The sequence below is a fragment of the Oceanipulchritudo coccoides genome, from assembly GCF_010500615.1.
GTDB classification, from domain to species: Bacteria; Verrucomicrobiota; Verrucomicrobiia; order Opitutales; family Oceanipulchritudinaceae; genus Oceanipulchritudo; species Oceanipulchritudo coccoides.
Window position 1 is genome coordinate 1007743 of the sequence record NZ_JAAGNX010000002.1, and the last position, 19595, is coordinate 1027337.

Consider the following 19595-nt stretch of genomic DNA (forward strand, 5'->3'; position numbering starts at 1 on the left):
AACCCTCAAAGAATTATGAAAAATACGATTACACTCCTCACAACAGCCATTACCCTGGCAGGATTTTCAGTTACATCGCAGGCAACGACTGTATTGATTGACTTCGGCTATGACGCGACTTTCCGAGGCGTCTCTGTCATTAATCCCGATGAAAACGGCAACGACTGGAACAGCGTCGGCCCAGGAAATTTCTTCCCTGACCTGGTCGACAAGACCGGTGCCGTGACCTCGCTTGCCTTTGGTCCGGACGCCCCGGCAATGAATACGGACAGCTATAATGGGCCCGCTGGTAACACCGATCCGAACGGGGATTTCGCGATTGGAGATGGCCAATTACCAGAAGACAGCGAGTACGATGCGTTTGCCCTTGGCGATCTCGGGGCTGATGAGGCGGTTTACGACTATATTGTTGGCAGGCTCGACACAGGTGATGGCCGTTTTCAGATTCAGGGCCTCGACCCGGCTGTCAGCTACACCTTGAAGTTCTATGGTGGCAAGAAGTACATGGATATCGCCACAGATGGCATCACCCGCTACAATGTGTATGATGACCCAGACTACACTAATCTGGTTGGGACTGTTGACCTGTCAGTTGGTGGCATTGGTGCCGAGCATAACCAAAACCTCGTTGGTACTATTTCCGGCATTTCGCCAGCTGAGGATGTTGGTATTTTCTACATTGAGTTTGGTGATAGTATCTCCGGCCTGCCTGGTTACTTGAACTGTATGTCTGTCAGCTTCGACGAGGTTATTGCCGACACATGGGCGGGATACCCGATCGGCCCCGACGGGTATGTCAACACCGGATCCTTCCTCGGTTGGATCTATGTTCGTGGGACAGGGGACTTCATCTGGAGCGTCGATCAAGGAAAGTACATCTACCTGCCTGAAGCCTTGGTTTCTGGCTCCGGAGCATGGTCCTATACTCCGAGATAATTCATTTCCTTACCCCTTACATATACTTGTATTTTCTGCTTATTGATTAAAGGCCGGCCCCCGTCTAAGGGGCCGGTTCTTTTCCCGAAATCAGATTTACGTAAACGGGGCCGTGCCTTGGCCTAGTTGAAGCACTTGGAAATAGTTTTATAAACACTGAAAAACCCCTAACTTATGAAAATGAACCCCATGATTTTCCGACTCCCCTTGGCTCTTGTCTTATTTAGCGCAGCGACATTGCAGGCTGAGACGGTACTGCTTGATTTTGGTAACAGCGACTCTTTCCGCGGCATCTCGGTTCCGGATCCGGACGAGAACGGGAATTATTGGAACAGCGTCAAGCCAGGCGCCTTTTTCTCCAATCTTGTGGATGTTACGAACACGGTGACGGACATCGATTTTGGACCGGGTTCACACGGTACGGACAGCTACAACGGCCCGGCCGGGCCGACGGACGGTGGTATTACTGAAATCATGCTGCTGACCCTGGACATCGACAAGGTCGCGCTTGGTAACCTTGGGGTCGCGGAGGCGGCGATTGATTTTCATGTGGGGAAACTGGGCGATGCCTCTGGCTATTTCCAACTGCAGGGATTGGATAGCGCAAGCCAGTACACACTGACTTTTTTCTGTTCGCACAAGTACAACGCATCGGACATCACCCGGATCAATGTCTACGACGATGCGGACCGGCTAAACCTGATTGCAAGCGGGGAGGTGCAGGTAGGAAGTGGTGCTGTGCACAATACCCGGGACCTGATTGTCCTGGCAGACTTGACTCCCTCATCCAGTGGCATCTTCTATCTGGAATTTGGCGGAGCTGACGGAGCCAACAGCGGCTACATCAGCAGTCTTGAGATTTCGACAGAGGGCGGTGGAGGCGGTCCGGACCCTGATCCCGACCCGGAACCGGATGAGGGGATCAAGCTGGTCGTTGCCGGATCATCCGTCCCAGCTGGATTTGCCGCGTCCCTTGCAGGTAGCTATCGTCATGACTATGATCAGGAAAATGACACGGGCAAGGACTATTGGGATTACTCGTATGGGATATATGGTTACGCGGGCCGGTTGCGGCTTGCCCTGACGGCCCCGGAAAAGCCACAGGTTCCCGGTGGTTCAACAACCGATTGGGAATTTGTCAACGTGTCTGTTCCAGGTGACAACACAACCCTTGTGAACAACCGCTTTGATCCAGACGTGACCCGCCAGTACGCTGCACCGAAGGTAACGCATGCCGAGCCGGAATATGTGATCATTGCGCTTTCCCTTGCCAATGAAGGCCTGGTATTCACATCCAACCCACAGAGTGTTTTCGACTCCTTCAAGAACGGCATGCAGAACTTGATCCAGAAGTGCGAGGATCAGGGATATTATCCGGTGATTACCTATGTGTATCCACATGCGGACTACACGCCTGAGAAGTATGAATACGTGAAGCAGATGAACCTGCTCATGAACTCCTGGGGCGTAACGGCGATCAACTTGCTCGGAGCAATTGACAACGGCATGGGGCAGTGGGCGGACGGCTTTGTCTACGACCCGGGCCACCCGAATTTCCAAGGGCACGAGGAAATGTACCTCTCCATTCCCCCGACCTTGTTCGATGCCATCCATTTCGACGGCAAAAGGGAAGTGCCAAGCTATCCGGTCGAAGAGGAGTTTCTCCAGCTGGTCAGCGATGGGGAAACCGCTGAAAACCTGACTTTCACGCCGGGTGACAAGATGCGGTCCTACACCAATTCCTTCAAGCTTCGGACAGAATCCGCGGGCACCGTGGCGGCAGTTCGGGCTAAGTATGAGCCGCTCTTCCTTGTTGATTTTGGTCCGAGCAACGATGATGACGGGCGTGCCACAGCAAGCCCCGATGCCCTTGGCCAGCATTGGAACAATTGGCGAGCCTCCGAGGGCGGCACAACTGTTCCGGTTGGTGCGCTGCTCGAAAACCTCACTCTGTATGATGGAAGCGCCTCAAGCATCGGACTGGAGACAGTGACGGCCTTTGGCGGAACCAACGGGATCGTGAATGGCGGCCTGACCACTCCCGACCCGGAATTGCTGGGCCATTTTGCGGTCGCTACCGCCACCGAGGATTATTTCTACAGTACGGGAACCAGTACGCTGCGTATCACCGGGCTAGATCCGGAAAAGCAGTACACTTTCCGTTTCTTCGGCACCCGGGCCTCAAACGACTTGAGGGAGACCCGTTACCGTGTGACCGGAACAACTTCGGAAATCAACTTTAGCCCGTATGCGGATATTGTGACCTCGGGTGTGGGGCTTGGCAGTGACGGCGTCTACAACGGAAACGACAGTGGAATTGGCCTCGTAAGCGGTATCACGCCGCGTTCCAACGGAGAAGTATTCGTTGAAATTCTCCCGGATGCCGGTGGTTTTGCCTACCTGGGCGCCATGGAAGTATCAGTGGACACTGCGGTTGACCGGTATGCAACGGTTGAAGTCCGCAGCGGGGAAATCGCCTACGTCTCTGCGGATGGCCGTGAGATGACAGCCCCCGTGGATGTGGCGGACAATGAGTGGCATGATATCGCTCTTGCACATCGCTATGCTCAGCAACAAACCTTGTTGTTTGTAGACGGCGTTGAAGTCGCAATGTTAAGGGAGAACTTGGAGCCGGATCAGTTTGTCCTCGGAGGGAATAACTTAGCCAGCGCGCCCGCCTCGGCGGATGTCCAGGATTGGGCCGTCTACCGGGCGGCCTGGAATGAGGACGAGGCCGCAGCACAGGCTGCCGGAACCTTGCAGCATGCCAGCATGGAAATTCTTGCCCCGCTCAGCGACTCTTCTTTCGTCAATGGTCAGCCGGTGGAGAACCGGGCCCAGAGCAGGAGCGAGGCGGTTTACAATGGGGCGGGCGTGACTGTCTCTGAATCCTTCTGGAAGGATGTTCCGGCGGACCCTTCGGTGCCCGGTGCCAAGGGCACCGGGATCGGCCCGATCAATGACGCGGCCTGGCCGTTCGTCTACCACTACGGACCTGCCCATGGCTGGCTGGCTGTCCATGAGGACGGCGTCAGCTCCAAGGATGGGTTCTACGCCTACTCCTTTACTACCGCCTCGTGGATATGGACCAGTGATTCCATCGGCGGCTGGTACTTTGACCTGACGGACCTCGATTGGTACGCCTTCAACTGAGCCGACTATTTGTATTCCTGCGAGGGGAGGATGGAACGACGATCATCCCCGAACACCTTCTGGATATAATCCTCTTCGACAGTGGAGTAACCGTAGGTGTGCCGATCGGTGCGATGCGGCTTGTCCGTGATGGCTTCGGTCGCGACCAGGTCGAGAACCTGTTCACCAGCGCGCTTCACTTCAACGCGCACCGGACCGACTTCAGAGGGAATTCGCACAGCGTCAATGCCAGCCTTCGCCGTTCCCGCACGGGTGCCATTGATAAAGACATCAGCTGGTTCCGTCAGCAAGGTGACCACCTCGATGAAATCGGCGGCGGAAAGGTCGACATGCCCTTCTGAATGCATCTCGTAGTCAAAGACCGGTTTCACATCGTGCCGGTACTTCTTGAAAAAGACGGCCGCCTTGTCCTCTTCGACTTGATAATCCGGGTTTAACCACTTTTCCCGATAGTAGTTGAGGATCATGGCAAAGGAAAAATTCCGGTTGGCCCCGGGTGCCAGGTGATGGCCCTCCGCGTAGTCGTTCCATGTGACAACGTTGATAATCCCCGCGTCCTGCTTGATTCCGCGTTCCATTGTCTGGCGGAATGAACGGGTCAGTTCCATTTCCATGTAGTGGCGGTATTGTCCGTGCACGCCAAGTTGCTTGGCCTGCTCTATATCAAATATCAGGTCCCATGTCCCGGTGGGATAGGTCTTGCTCGAGTAGAAATCAAGGGCGGAGGAATAGAAGAATCCACGATTTCGCTTTTCAGTTAAATGGGCAAATTCGTCATAGAGATTTTTCTCGTGGTGCCGGTAATCATACTGTGCCCACGGCCAGACCGCCGGGAAGTAGTTCAGCATCTCGCTGGTGAATTCTGGATCCACGCCCTCATCCAGTTTGAGGAAGAAGTAGACCCAGGCGGCCTCCACGCCGAGGGCTTCCGTCAGGTTTTCCATGGCAAGCGCGGAAAACTTTACGAGGGCCGGATTATACTGCACATCCCAGGAATTGGGGATTTCATCGGCGAGGCCGTCCGCCATCCAGGTGAAAAAGATATGCCGGCCATCCGGGGTCTTCAGCCAGAACTCTTCCGGAGTGGATTCAATCAGCTCGCGCGTATATTTTGCCCAACGGGTGATTTTGTCCTTTTCACTCATCGGGTGATTGGCGTTGGCAAAGCAAAGGGTGAGTTTGAAATCGACGTCCATTTCCTCAAGGGCGTCGAAGTGTGCCCGGATGGTGCGAACATAGTCCACAAGCATGGCCTCCTCACCGAAGGGATAGTAAAACTGGAAGCCGTCGAGGCCGCAGGCAATCGCCGCCTCAATCTCGAATTTAGCCGCTTCCTTTGGGCTGCGCGGCCCCAACGGACTTCCTTCCCGGAAATCAATGTATGGAAGATACTGGATATATCCTCCAAGCTCCGCGGTTGAGCCGTCCTTGTCATAATATTCCCGCACAAGAAAGGCCAGGTCTGGCGTGTGGTCGTCAAACAGGCTCGCCATGTTGTGTGCGAGGATGTGCTTTCCCTCGACAAGGGGTTTATCCAGAATCGGACGGTTGAACAGCGCGAGGGCCGCATCCACACGCTCCTGCGAGTACTTGCCACCGGCGGTGTGGTCAACAGGGGGCCAGACATTCGTGAGGTCGTCTCCTTCAATCATAAATTCATCAATGTACACCAGGCCGGACCCTGCATGGTCCATGTTGACGGTGAGGTTGATCTGGCTCAGCGGGAAGTCCAGTTTGCCATCCCCGTTCCAGTGGTGGGGTAGTCCCGATTCAGTCAGCTTGAGGCGGCGCTTGGTCCAGCCGTGGCTGGACAGGTCGAAATTCTGCTGGAAAAATTCCCCGTTGGCATCAACAACCTGGACATTGACCATTGCCGGAAGGGGTTCCGAGTTGGTGTAAAAGCTCAGGCGATCGCCCTTCTTCAAGCTTCCCGGGTATGCCCCACCAGGCAAATAGCGGGCCGCCTGGTAAATGATCCATCCTTTTTCCTTGAAGGAGAATTCACACTTCAAGGAGGCGTCTCCACGCTTGGATTTTTCCCGGCTGATCGAGAGTTCCTGATGGGCAATCCCATGCCCGCCACTGAATCGCGGGACAATCGCCGATTCACTGTCCTCGAAGGATTCCAGGAAGGACTGATCAGCCGAATAGCCTGTCGAAGCAACAACGCTGAACAAGCTTAGTACTCCAACAAGGCGTAACGATCCCGTGAGGGATGTGGAGAAGTCCATGCCGGGGGAGTGTTTAAAGGAACTGTTCATATGCTGGATATCCAAGGGGATGTTCAAGAAAGGGTTAACCTTGTTAATATGGCCCGCCATGGCAGGTCAGGTAAAGGCCCATTGACAATTTACGTAAACCTCTAGCGGGGGTGGACTTCTTCATTTGCCTGCCTTGAGTATGGTATTATGCAGACCAACGGTCTTGGAGAAATGAAAAAGAACTGCACCCCCAGCTCCAGAGCCATCGCAAAGTGGCTGATCCCCATGGCATTGAGCTTGTGCTGTTTCCACAACGCCACCCACGGTTGGGGGGTGACGGAAGTATTGGAAGGAGAGACCGACTGGGTTTCAGCTGATTGGAGTCACGGTTTGCCCTCCAGTGAAGACACTGTGTACATCCAGAATGTTGCCAAAGTTTCCATGAAGGAAAAAGCGAAGCGGGAAGTCCATGGAGTTCGCCTGAGCCGCACACCGGATGGAGGCGGAATGCCCACCCTGCAGATTGAGCAGTCATACCTGAATGCGAAATTCATTGTCGTGGGTGATGCTGCCAATGCCAGTGGCACTTTTATCCAGGCCGGGGGAATGCTCAAGATCGACAACACGAAAGAACTGGGATTTGAGATTGGAAACCCGGCAAATAATCCGACCGGGGAATGCTACTTGCTGGCGACTTTTGCGGCAGGACAATCGGCGATTGGAAAGCTGCGGTTTAATTTGAGGAATGAGCGCAAAAGCCGTCTCACGATTTTCGGGACCTTGCCGAAGGTGATTGCGGATTCGATCACTTTCGAAGCCGGAAAGGCGGACCAATGGCAACCGGCGGAAATTAACTACATCCTCACCGAGGCGGGCGTCGTGCCGATTTACGTTCGCGGGGAAGCCAATCTTGGAGACGGTGACCGTGTGAAGATCATAATCGACGGCGGCCGTTATGAAGGCGAAGCCAAAACCTTTCCGCTTATCATCGCTGATAAGATTGTCGGGAAACCGGCTGAGATCAAAATTGAGGGGCTGGGCTCAAGGGCTGAAATCAAGCAGGATGGCAAACAGCTGAAGCTTGTCATCAAATAGAGGCACCTGCTCAGCTCGGGAACCGGCTATGGGGCCGTGGAAGCCTTGACCTTAAGGCGGGCAAAGGCGGAGACTGGATCAGGATCAGCCAGTCGGTAGGTTATGGATTCTGTCCCGTCGCCGTTGTTGATCCGGCTCCCGAACTGTTGAATCACACTGCCGCCGGATGTCCAATCGCCGAAAGAGGCGGTGGTGGAGACCTGTGGCAGCCAGCTAATGCCATCGATGGCGTATCCACTCAAGGCGTCTCCGTTTCCGCCGCCTGATCGGGCATGGAAGGAAAACTGCATGTAGGTCTGTTCCCCGTTCCTCACCAGTTCCACCTGTGGGAGTTTTGACTTGTCGGTCACAGCGGACTTTGGATCCATTCCGCTGGCAAACTCGAAGAGGTTGGGAATGCCATTGCCATTGGGGTCCGCGCCAAGGGCGGCCGCGGGAGAATCCGGGCTGCCGAAGTGAAGCACCTGCCAGTCTTCAAGGCTGTTGTGTTGGGTTAATATGAAGTTGCGGTTCAGGGAGGGGTCGTTCACTCCCGTGGCGACACTGACATCCCTGTAACTGGCCGAACCCCTGGCACTATTTGTCGCGCGGGTGCCGAACGGGACTTCCCTCATCTGGATGTTTTCAAAGGACAGGTTGCGGAATTCGGGGGCCGGGGAGGTTTGTGTAAAGTACCCTTCGAAACGGATGCCGGTGAACTGGGACTGATCGATGACAATGTTGCGAAACCATATATTCTGCACATCGGCGTCCTTGATCACCAGGTCGATGGCGGCGGTTTCCTCGTTAAAGAGGCTGCGTGCACCTGTGCGGATCAGGGTGTTGTCGTAGATGCGGATCGGCTCACCGGACTCGTTGAACGGGTGACCCTTCTCGCTGCCATTGACCCAAATGAAGACGCTGTTGAGTCGGATACCCGCGGCAATGTACTGATCGCTCACTACATTGTGGTGGATCCTGTGTGCGCCGCCACCGAAGATTCCGATGCCTCCGGCACGATAACCGCACTCGATTGTGTTATACCGGAAGCGCTGATTCTGGGTGGGGCCGAACCCACGCTCCTTGCCGGAGGCCCATGAGGCAAGGGCGTCGTCCCCGGTTGAGCGGAAGTGGCAGTTTTCCACAACCGTGTTGACGGTGCCCTCCGCCATGTTGATTCCGTCGGCAAAAGTGTTCCGGATGCGGCAATTGCGGACCACCAGGCCGTCGGTGACGCCAGGCTGGCCGTAGTAATCGGCGATCCACATCCCGGTCTCGGTGTTTTCAATCCAAACATTCTCAATTAATGAACCCGTTCCCCAATTCCCCTTGATCCCCTTGTAGCCGTTGGAGCGGGTGGTCTGGGAACCTTCGATATAGAGATCCCTCAGAGTCATGTTGTTGCCATCGGCACGGACGCCGCCGGAAGTCTGGCCGCCGACCCCGGAGAAGAAGAGCTCGGAATGCCACATTCCCGCACCCTGCAGCCCGGTTCCCTCCGGCAGGATCAACTCATATGGGATATTGTAGCGGCCTGCAGGCAAGTAGACTTGTTTTCCGGCGTTGGCGGCATCGTTCAGGCAGTTCACAAGGGCAAAGTAATCGTTGCTCACGCCGTCTCCCTTGGCGTTCCAAGGACTGCTTGTCACATCATAGTAGCCGGAAATGTCTGAAGGGATAAACTCCGTGGTGCTTTCCAGCTCAACCACATCAATCCAGATAAGCTCGTCGCCCGACTCCCGGGAAAGTCGAAGCGTGTCGCCCGCCTGCACGGGGGCGTCAAGCAGAACGCGCGCCTCGGCAAAGCGCTTGGCGGGGAGGCGCCCGGGGGCGTCATTGTCATGCTCGGTGCCACCATCGAAGTAAACCCACGCCTGATTGCTTGTCACCGGGACCTTTATGACCCGGTCGGATCCGCCGCCCTGGGGTCGAAGAGTCAGTGTAATGGTTCCTTCACTACCATCCTGCACGCTGTAGCGGATAGAGAGGGCATTCGCCGTTTCCTTGACCGTCCATTCGACCCGTGTGCCGAAGCCGTTGAGCACGATGCAGGCGTTTTTCTGGGCTTCCGCTGCAGGGGAAAAGCGTTCAAAACCGGCATTGTAAGAGGTGTTGTCCACGTGCGCTGGCTCGGTCAACGTGTTGTAGTTCTCCTCATCGTAGCTTATCCAGGGCAGCATGGCTCCGCGCGGCAGGGCATCCAGATCCACAATTTGCGCCTGCTCGGGTAACTGCGAGGCTGTGCGAAGCAGGAAATGCGGGGGAGCCGGCTCGAAGATCCAGCGCTGGGCGGGGTCTGTTGACTTTAGCGGCCCAGTTTGCCCGTCCGCCTGCAAGGCTTCACCGGTCAGGCGGTTGCGGATCCAGTATGAGCCGCTCGCTAGGGCCGGTTCCAGGTACCAATGGGAGCGAAGGTCTCGGGCATCGCCACCGTCAACGGCATAATTAAGATGTCCCTCCTGATCTGCGTAAATGAATGCAGAATCCACAACTCGTTGAATTCTTAGGTATTCAAGATCGTGTACGCCGAGATAATAGCTGACAGAATCCGCCAACGCCGATGGAAGAGCCCGGCAAAGGACCAGGGCCAGGACTACCAGAACCTTGGTCTTGATATTCAACGGCATTGGTTTTGCACTATCACGGATTCTCGGTAATCTTCAAGGCATTCAGGTAACCATTCCCACCACTTGCGCCAAGAACCTCAACATAGAGGATGTTGCCGGTCTGTGGGGACAACCCGGAAAGGGTGACTACAGTATCCTGATTGTGTGATGCCCCGGCGCCAACCAGAAGGCTGGTCGAAGCCACTGCGGTTGTCAGGCTGGAATCGGTATAGATGGTAAATACTGTGGAATCATTTCCAGCTGAGTTAAACTTGTGAGAACCGAAGAATGTGAGGTCGTAGGTTTTGGCCGGATTCAAACCCTGAATCTGGAATACCGGGGAAACATAATAATCGTAAACAGCCTCATCCACGCCCAGCTCCCCAAGAGAGCTTGCCACGTATACACAGGCCGCCGGGTCCTGGGTGACCCCTGACGGGCCATTATAATAATCTGTTCCCGTGGCAGTGGAGAAGCCAAGATCGATACTGCTGGGATCTCCATTCAGGTCGACCAGGTTGGTATAAAACGAACCCGACCAGACGCTGGTCCAGTGATTTCCGTTCAGGTCAGGGCTGGAAACAGAAGCTCCCCTGAAACTGGAATCATTTCCGAAATCGATCAGGAGGGTGACAGATTCAGGAGGTGGCGGCGGGGGATTTGTTCCCAGCAGATCAACCTTCAGACGGGCGAATTTGGACCCCCCTGAAAGGGGGCTGACGGAGCGGATAGTGACGGATTCCGTTCCGTCACCATTCCACCGGGCCTTCCCGATTTGCTGGAAAGCCGCAGAGCCTGACTGCCAGCTGCCTTCTTCAAGAGTCGAAGAAAGTTCCGGTGTATAAATGATCCCATCAACATGGTATCCATTGATAGCGTTGCCAAGACCTTCGCCAACCCGCCGGCGATAGTCCATTTGAAGGTAGGATTGTCCACCAGACTGATAAATTGATGATGCTGGCGACAGGCCGGCAAGTGGACCGCCTGTCACTGGGTCGTTTAGGAATGCGAATTCCTGGAGGTTGACCAGTCCATTCAGGTTGGGATCCAAGGCAAGGTCCGCATTTGGCGCGGTTGGGCTTCCAAACCATATTGTCTGCCATGCCTCAGTCGCTGTTGTGTAATTGATGGAGAAAGCCCCCACCAGGCTAAACTCGGTTGCGGGAAGAAGTGCTGACACGTTCAGGTAATCGACCGTTCCGTTGGCCAGTCCCGAAGCCACTGTGCCAACGGGAACATTGTCCATGATGATGTTTTCCAGAACGATATTGGAATAGACCGGATTGGATGCATAGGTCGAGAATTGTCCATTGAATCGGATTCCGCTGAAGAGTGAACCGTCAATTGTGATATTCCTGAATTCGACATTTATCATGTCGTCGTCCTCGGTAACCATGTCAATTGCAGCAATTTCACCACCGAAGAGTCCACGAGCGCCTGTACGAATGAGGGTGTTGTCGTAGATCCTGATTGGGTCGCCGGTTGAGTTAAACGGGTAACCCTTTTGGATGCCGTCGACCCAAATGAAGATTGTGTTCAGGCGGATTCCAGCACCAGTGTATTGGTCGCTCACTACATTGTGGTGAACCTTGTGGGCACCACCCCCGAAGAGCCCGATGCCTCCTGCCCTGTAGATGCACTCAATCGTGTTGTACCGAAACTGCTGGTTTGTTGTCGGGCCGGCTCCGTTGGTTTGCCCGGCCGCCCATGAGGCGAGGGCGTCGTCCCCGTTGCTACGGAAATGACAGTTTTCCACGATGCTATTGATTGTCCCGCTCGACATGTTGATACCATCGGCATAGATGTTGCGGAAGCGGGAATTCCGGACAATGAGTCCGTCGGTGACCAGAATGGGCGCGTTGAAGTCTGCAGTCCACACCCCAGTGGCAGTGTTTTCCACCCAGACGTTCTCAATCAGTGATCCTGTTCCCCATGAGCCCTGAATACCCTTGTAACCACCGTCGCGGGTTGTTTGCGGACCTGTGATGTAGACATCGCTCAAGGTACGGTTATCGCCCATTGCGTAGACACCTCCGTTTCCGTCGCCCGGGGTGGTGCTGGTGAAAACAAGATCGGTGTACCACATTCCTGCACCCTGAAGGTGTGCCCCGGATGGAAGTTCGAGTCGATCGGACAGGTTGTAGCGCCCAGCGGGGACATAGACCTTCTTGCCCGCGGCATCAGCCGCCGTCAGGCAATTCAGGAAATTGTAGTAGTCATCTCCACTGTCATTGGGAACGGCGCCGAAACTGGTCACATAATAGTAGTCACCCGGGTTTGCCGGAATGAACTCATTGGCGGTTTCCAGTTCGACAACGTCAATCCAGATCAACTCATCTCCCGTTTCGCGGGAGATCGTCAGTGTGTCGCCCGCATCGACGGGCGTACTGAGAAGGACGCGTGCCTCGGCGAAGCGCTTGGCTGGAATCCGTCCTGGGGCAGGAGAGTCGTACTCCGTACCGCCATCAAAATAGACCCATGTCTGGGCGGATGTCACAGGAACATTGGTACTGGTGGAGCCGCCGCCACCGCCCGGCGTGATCGTGAGGGTGATGTTTCCCGCGTCACCGTCCTGGAGACTGTAACGGATGACCGCGGCATTGGCACTCTCCTGAATAACCCACGAGACACTCGTCCCTTCGGCATCCAGAACAATGCACGCCAGTTTTTGTGCCTCGGACGCGGCAAGGTCTCGGTTGAAAGCGGCCTCGGAGGCGTAGGAGACACTCTCGATGTAAGCCGGTGCGACAAGACTCGAATAATTATCCTCATCGTAGCTGAGCCAAGGCAGGGTGGCTCCTCGATCAATAGGTTCCACAATAAATTGCTGGCTTAACCAGCCTGTAACCAGTCCTGCATAGTCCAGAATGTTATCGGTCTCAATCTCGGTGGAAAGGTATTGATTGGCAATTTCGGCGCTTCGGATTCGGAAAATCCCGCCGTCCTGCTCGAAGATCCAGCGATAGGCCGGATCACCCGTGTTGAGCGAGCCGAATTGTACCTCCCCGGTTTGGCCGGCCACGTGCATGGCCTGGCCGGTTGGCCGGCTCCGTATCCAGTACTCTCCGGCAGTACCGGATTCCTGAAGGTACCAGTGCGTGTCGAGCTCGCGCAAATCCCGGCTTTCCTCCCAGCGCACAAGACTGGTCGAATTGTCCCCATATAGGTAATTCCCCTTCCAGGCACATTTCATACGCAGGTACTCAGTGTCGAATTCTCCGACAAAATCACTGATTCCCGCACCGGTCAAAGAAGCTACGGCAAGGAGAAAAACATTTATGTAAAAAATGTAGCGAGTTTTTTGTGACATGATTAAAAAATGATTTCGTATGATCCGAATGATCCTTGGTTAAGGAAATCAGGCTTGGGCGCCTTCCTCGTGTAACATGGCAACCTTGCCCCGCTTTGCTTCGAGTTCCGCCTTGATCTGATAGGAAAGTTCCTCCGTGAGAGGGAATTTCCAGGTAAAGTAGATGGCCGCACTGATGAAAAGGGCCGGGAAGACAATGTCACAGATCCGCATGGCAAAATAGACGCCGTCCGCCTGCGAGGCACCTAGATCCTCATTGAATCCGGTCGCGTTGAGGAGGAGGCCTGATGTGGCGAGGGAAGCGGAGAGGCCAAGCTTGACGATCCACCAGAAGACCGCGCTGTAGGTGCCTTCACGCCGTTCCCCTGTGTGAAGCTCATCCTCATCACAAACATCTGCCATCATGGAACCCATCAAGACCCACAGGGCGGAGAATCCTATACCGATAAAGGGACCAGGTATGAGATTCACGTAAGGCATGGATGGTTGGTAGCACCACCACTTGATCAGGGTCCCAAACAGCGCCAGACCGGCACAAACTATGAAGGCCTTACGCTTGCCAAGGTGTGTTCCCATGAACGTGACCAAGGGGATAAAGACAACTCCGAGAAAGGCAGCCAGCGATCCGGACCAGCCCAGCAGGACGGATGCCGCTGCATTGTCGCCTCCGTATACATAATAGATGACGAGGAAGGAGCTGAAGTTCTGGATAAGGATAAGTCCCGGAAAGAAGGAAAATGTCGCAAAACAAAGCATCCGGAAATTACGGTTTTTCAAGGTTGTCTTTAGTCCGGCAAAGAATTGCAGCTTCTCTTTTCCGTCGTGCGTGCGTGCATCAGGATCCTTTTTAAGAAAGCGGTGCTTTGTCGGGTCCTTCAACAGGGTGATGGGTACCATGGCCAGGGCAATGACCATCACACCAAGCCCCAATGCCAGCACTCGTGCCCCCTGTACCCCGTCTTCAAAGATGTCCCATTGCGTGATCGCGAACAACCAGGCCATTGGGATGGCGGCCAAGCTGCCAATGAAGTTCATCGTCCCCATGAGGCGCGTCCGTTCATGGTAGTCCGGTGTCAACTCGTATCCCATCGCGACAAACGGCGTCGCATACACCGTGTAGGCCAGATAGAATATCAGGGACATCCCCAGGAAAAACCAGAAGTAGGCCATCTCGCTCCAACCTTGCGGCAGTTGCCACATCAGCATCAGACAGATCCCGACCGAGACCGAGCCAAGTAGAAGAAAGGGTTTGCGCCGGCCCCAGCGTGACCGCCAGTTGTCCGACATGTACCCGACCACCGGGTCCGTGAAGGCATCCCACAGCCGCGGAAGCCCAAGGGCCAACCCAACCAGAAAGGCGTCCACCTTTAATTCCACTGTCAGGACGAAAGGCGCAAGATTCACGATCGCCAGCGCCAGAATGATGTTCGAGATCTGCCCGGTCCCATAAAATATCTTCTGCGGCAGGGGGATGCGGTCCTCCGGGGAGGTCTGATGGTGGGGGTTGGTTTTCATTTAGAGGGGGTAGCTGTTTTGGGTAACTGTTTTAAGAGTGTTTTCATGCCTTGCAATCTTGCCATCGACCTGATTGTTTACGTAAACTTTAGACGCTTTTCTGAATCCCTTTCCTTACGCCCCATGCCAAAACGTATCAGCCTGCAACAGATCGCCGATAAAGTCGGTGTATCGAAGATGACCGTGTCGCTTGCCCTTCGCGAGCATCCAAGGATTCCACGTGCGACGCAGGAACGGGTAAAGAAAGTTGCGGGGGAGCTGGGCTACAAGCCGAACCCGGAAGTGGCACAACTGATGAGCGCGATCCGCAAGGACACCTCGGATGACCAGGGCTTGCCGTTGGCTTACGTGACGACCGGGGAGAATCGGAGTTTCTGGCGCAATTCACCGACTGAACTGGCGTATTGGGACGGGGCCTCAGCCCGGGCTAAGACCTACGGCTATTACCTCGAGGAGCACTGGATGGACGAACCGCGGATGACGGAGCGGCGGCTGAGTGACATTTTGTGGAACCGTGGAGTAAAGGGAATCATTGTGCCTCCGATGGTGCGGACATTAACGGGTAAGATCAGGCATGTGAAGCTCGCCTTCAACTGGCAGAAGTTTGCCGCAGTGACGATTGGGGACATGCTTACCTCGCCCGAATTGAACAGGGTGATCCACGACCACTACGCATCCATTCTAACCGCGATGGACAAGTTGATCGAGCTGGGTTACCGACGCATCGGCCTGTGCCTGACCGAGCACATGGACTTGACGGTTAATCAACGCTGGCAGGCCGGTTACCGGGTCTACCGGGCCAACCATCCAATTGAGCGGATTGAGCCCCTTATCGTTCGCGACCTCTCGGCCTCTGCCATTCAGGAATGGATCGATAACAATCAGCTCGATGCGATCATCGGCGCGGAATTGCGCATGCCGCGGTTCTTTCAAGAGATGGGATTGCAGATGGGCAAGGATCTCGCCTATGCGGATCTTGATCTGGATATTGATAATCCCAGTCACCGCCATATCAGCGGGATTGTACAGAATTCCGGCATGCTCGGCATGGCCGCCGTCGACCTTGTGGTTTCCAGCCTCAACCGCAACCAGCTCGGCGCACCCGAGGTCCCCTTCGTCATGCAGGTCGAGGGAACCTGGAAGCTGGGCCCCTCGACCCCAAAAAGAAAAAAACCGAACACGCGGCGTAAACCTGCCAGTAGGTCAAAAAAGTAGCTTTGTCATAAAGATAGAGGGTTCCTTCTGAGTTTTTAGATAACCTGAATGCTTGAAATCGCAATCCAGCATGTGCGATTTACGTAAACTCAGGGCGCGCTTCAACTCGGGCGGAATTTCCTGAAAAGTTTCGGGTATAGGTCGAGAGCGGCCTGCTAAACCTCAATCTTCTCAGAATCTAAATCCTATGAAAAAGCTACTCCTTACCCTGACGCTTGCTGCCCTTTTCTCTGGTAGCAGCTTTGTACATGGTCAAACGAAAGTCCTGATCGATATTGGCAACGACTCCAGTTTTCGGGGTGCGAGTGTGACCAGCCCGGATGGTAATGGCAATCACTGGAACAGTGTCTGGTCGGGCGCCTTCTATGCCGACATGGTGGACACCACTGGGACCGCCACAACGATCGACTTTGGATTTACGGCTGCAGGTGGTTCCGACTATTTCAATGGTCCTTCCGGGGCGACACAGGATCCAACTGCCACAGTCTACAACGCCACAGCCCTTGGCGATCTTGGCGTGAACGAGGCGGTTTACGATTATTATACGAACTCGTATTGTCTGATAGGCGGCCTTGATCCGGACAAGTTCTACAAGATCACGCTCTATGGGTCCCACAAATTCAATGTACCGGGTACAACGGTTTATACCATTTATGCTGACAACCCCGGTGGACTGGACAATTCAAACGGGGCACAAGTCCTGGGCTCAGCCAGTTTGGCGGTCAACAATGACCCGATAACGGGAGCGGAGTGGCAGCACAACGAAGACCGTGTGGCCACAATCACAGTCGGTCTGGACAGTTCTGTTTATCTGAGCTGGGTAGCCGATGATGGCTCGAGCAGTGGTTACCTGAATGCTTTTTCGATCGAGGAAGTACCGGCACCCCCCATTCCCGCATCCCCGACGGATTTGGTACTCATTGATTTTGGCAATGACGGCACATTCCAGGGTGCAACTCCAGCCAGCCCGGACGCCAATGGCAACATCTGGAACAGCACGGCCTTTTCCGCATTGAACAACATGGTGGATTCCAACGGCAGTGCCACCACCCTCGACTTTGAGGACCTCAACCTCTGGGGAACCGGTAGCTCGGGATCATGGGGGCTCACTACTTCGAATCCCCCGACTGCTCTTGAGATTGCAGATGTCCAGACTGCTGTCGACGGCTCTTCAATCAGTGGAACGGACTTCGATATCGCCGAGGTTGCAATGGACTTTTACAACTCCTCAATTGATACCGATTCGGACAATATCCCGGATTATTTCAAAGGCGAATTCAAGATCAGCCAATTGGAAGAAGGATCCACTTACGAACTCTCATTCCTGGCCGCCCATGCATTTACTGGCGATTCCACACTTGTTCAGGTGTACGATGATGCCACCTTCACCAATTTGCTCGGCTCGACCACGATTACCCAAGGGGATGGATCGGGGACGCCGACTCCCAATGTCGGTCAGATCATCGTCACGGGTCCGGCCAACACGGACAATACCATCTACATCCGCTTCGAAGGAACGACAGTTTCCGGTGACGGCATCCTCAACGCCATGTCCATCAAAAAATTCAAGTTCCCGACAGGACTTGTCTTGATTGACATTGGTTCCGACAGCAACTTCCGCAGCGCAACTGCCCCCAGCCCGGACATCAATGGAAACCACTGGAACAGTGTGGGAGCAGGTTTTGTGGAAGACCTTGTCGACTCAAACGGCTATGTCACTCCAATCAACTGGTCTGGCAATGGCTATGGCACAGGCGGATTCGACAGCACAAATTCCCTCGGATTCGGGACAACCAACCCGTTGACCGCAGACGAGCTCAACAATGCTCATTATTTGCTCAACACGGTTGGCTCCTTGTCAGGAACGACCTTCAACGTGGCTCAGGCTGCCATCGACTTTGTTAATTCCAACAATGTCGCTAACGGCGGGGTTGGCCGCGTCGCTCTTGAAGATGTGACTCCGGGTCAGTCCTACGAATTGTCCTTCTACTGCAGCAAGCAGTTCAGCGGCGAAACACAGACCCTCGTCCGCATCTTTGATGACAATACCTTCACAAATCAGATTGGGACGGTCTCCGTCACCCACGAGGATGGCAGTGGTTATGGGAACCTCTCCAGCGTCGGGCAGTTGACCCTCCTTGCTCCGGCTTCCGGTCAGTTCTTTATCCAATGGGAAGGCGCTACCGATCCAACAAAAGGTTATCTCAATGCCCTCTCCATCGAGGCAGTTGGGGCGGCACCCGTTGTGGCCCCCGAGGTTTCCATTTCCGAGAGTGGGGGTACCCTCACCATCGCCTACAATTCCCAGTCCGGGGTTGATTACCAGCTCCAGTCCAGCACTACCCTTGGAGTTGGTTCATGGAGTAACGATGGCACGCCACAATCCGGCGATGGAGGCCCGCAGGACTTCACCCGCAGTACACCCGCCTCCGGCGCCAAGTCCTTTTATCGCGTCGAGGCCACTGCCGCTCCCTGATCTTCCTTTTTTCTCCCGTCCGGTGGGTGTTTTACGTAAAGCGTAAAACACCTTCCGGCGGGCTGAGAATGCTGTTTATCCTCACCTCGTTTCTATTTCAATTATCAGCTCTCAACGGACCAATAAATCTCAATTAAATTCTAATTAACACGATGAATAACACATCACGTACCCTTCTTCTCGCCGGTGCCTTGCTGGGTGCCTCGATTCTCAGCGCACAGGTGACTGTGCTTGTTGATTTTGGAAATGACTCGAGCTTTCGCGGAGCGAGTGTGGATGCTGGAGGTGCTGGCATTGATGAAAATGGCAACTATTGGACAAGCGTCTGGTCGGGAGCCTTCTATCCCAATATGGTTGATTCCACTGGTTCTGCTACTACCATTGATTTTGGATTTGATGGAGCGCCGGCTGGTACCGATTATTTCAACGGTCCGTCTGGTTCCACAGCGGATCCAACGGCGACGGTTTACAATGCGACAGCATTAGGGGACCTCGGTGCGGATGAAGCCGTGTATGACTATTATGTAAGCGGTCGTTTCCAGATTCAGGGCCTCGATCCCACCAAGACCTATGATTTGGCGTTTTTTGGGTCACACAAATTTAGCACGGACGATGCCACAGTTTATACTGTGTATACAGACAACACTTACACCACGTCAGTTGCCTCTGTGAGTTTGAACGTGCAGACACCTGGTTCCCCTTGGCTACACAATCAAGATACGGTGGCCAGCCTTACAGGACTTTCCCCCCAAACGAGTAATATTCTGTATGTTGAGTTTGCCGGTTCCGGGGGTAACAGCGGATATTTGAATGCGATGCAAATCACCGAGGTTCCCGAGCCGTCGACCTACGCGCTGTATGCGGGCTTCCTGGCCCTCGGGATGATTCTTTTCCGCCGCCGCCTCAAGGACTGATTTTTTTCTCACCTGGATTAGGGTAATTAGGGTATTAACAATGGGCTCGGGGTGATCTGCTCCGGGCCCTTTTCTCTGCCTCCCTAATTTACGTAAACTCCTGATTGTGCTGTAAGGGGGGAACATGTAATGAAAACTGGGCACATAGGTACTTGGAAGCTGGTGCTAATCACTTGTAAAACCCCATAACAAAAT

10 protein-coding genes are annotated in these 19595 nt (G+C 54.5%); 6 read left to right on the forward strand and 4 right to left on the reverse strand.

Going from position 1 to position 19595, the window contains the following annotated elements; genetic code table 11:
• The first annotated feature begins 15 nt into the window (after nt 1–15).
• Together G0Q06_RS10075 and G0Q06_RS10080 are read left to right on the forward strand one after the other, a co-directional pair.
• Nucleotides 16–936: a hypothetical protein gene (locus G0Q06_RS10075; RefSeq protein ID WP_163965303.1), complete on the forward strand. Its 921-nt coding sequence runs from the start codon at nt 16–18 to the stop codon at nt 934–936.
• Between the two features lie 180 nt (nt 937–1116).
• Nucleotides 1117–4089 (forward strand): SGNH/GDSL hydrolase family protein, encoded by a 2973-nt coding sequence (locus G0Q06_RS10080; RefSeq protein WP_163965305.1) that lies wholly within the window; start codon nt 1117–1119, stop codon nt 4087–4089.
• Nucleotides 4090–4094: 5 nt separating this feature from the next.
• On the opposite strand, the gene G0Q06_RS10085 is transcribed toward G0Q06_RS10080, so the two are convergent.
• Nucleotides 4095–6350: an endo-1,3-alpha-glucanase family glycosylhydrolase gene (locus G0Q06_RS10085; protein ID WP_163965308.1), complete on the reverse strand. Its 2256-nt coding sequence runs from the start codon at nt 6348–6350 to the stop codon at nt 4095–4097.
• Nucleotides 6351–6521: 171 nt separating this feature from the next.
• On the opposite strand from G0Q06_RS10085, the gene G0Q06_RS10090 reads away from it, so the two are divergent.
• Nucleotides 6522–7385 (forward strand): hypothetical protein, encoded by an 864-nt coding sequence (locus tag G0Q06_RS10090; protein WP_163965312.1) that lies wholly within the window; start codon nt 6522–6524, stop codon nt 7383–7385.
• Between the two features lie 26 nt (nt 7386–7411).
• On the opposite strand, the gene G0Q06_RS10095 is transcribed toward G0Q06_RS10090, so the two are convergent.
• Genes G0Q06_RS10095 through G0Q06_RS10105 form a run of 3 tightly spaced genes read right to left on the reverse strand, consistent with a single transcriptional unit; the run spans nt 7412 to nt 14795 of the window.
• Nucleotides 7412–9991, reverse strand: a complete 2580-nt coding sequence (locus G0Q06_RS10095; RefSeq protein WP_163965314.1) for a right-handed parallel beta-helix repeat-containing protein — start codon at nt 9989–9991, stop codon at nt 7412–7414.
• Between the two features lie 13 nt (nt 9992–10004).
• Nucleotides 10005–13280 carry a right-handed parallel beta-helix repeat-containing protein gene (locus G0Q06_RS10100; RefSeq protein ID WP_163965317.1) on the reverse strand — a complete coding sequence of 1092 codons (3276 nt, stop codon included), beginning with the start codon at nt 13278–13280 and terminating at the stop codon, nt 10005–10007.
• 48 nt (nt 13281–13328) lie between these two features.
• Nucleotides 13329–14795 (reverse strand): MFS transporter, encoded by a 1467-nt coding sequence (locus G0Q06_RS10105; protein WP_163965320.1) that lies wholly within the window; start codon nt 14793–14795, stop codon nt 13329–13331.
• A 123-nt stretch (nt 14796–14918) separates the two neighbouring features.
• Between G0Q06_RS10105 and G0Q06_RS10110 the strand changes: the two genes are divergently transcribed.
• From G0Q06_RS10110 to G0Q06_RS10120, 3 genes are all read left to right on the forward strand, one after another.
• Nucleotides 14919–16010, forward strand: a complete 1092-nt coding sequence (locus G0Q06_RS10110) for a LacI family DNA-binding transcriptional regulator (protein WP_163965322.1) — start codon at nt 14919–14921, stop codon at nt 16008–16010.
• Nucleotides 16011–16197: 187 nt separating this feature from the next.
• On the forward strand, nt 16198–18486 hold the full coding sequence (locus G0Q06_RS10115; protein ID WP_163965325.1) for a hypothetical protein: 2289 nt from the start codon (nt 16198–16200) through the stop codon (nt 18484–18486).
• Nucleotides 18487–18638: 152 nt separating this feature from the next.
• Nucleotides 18639–19400 carry a hypothetical protein gene (locus tag G0Q06_RS10120; RefSeq protein WP_163965327.1) on the forward strand — a complete coding sequence of 254 codons (762 nt, stop codon included), beginning with the start codon at nt 18639–18641 and terminating at the stop codon, nt 19398–19400.
• The last annotated feature ends 195 nt before the right edge of the window (nt 19401–19595 follow it).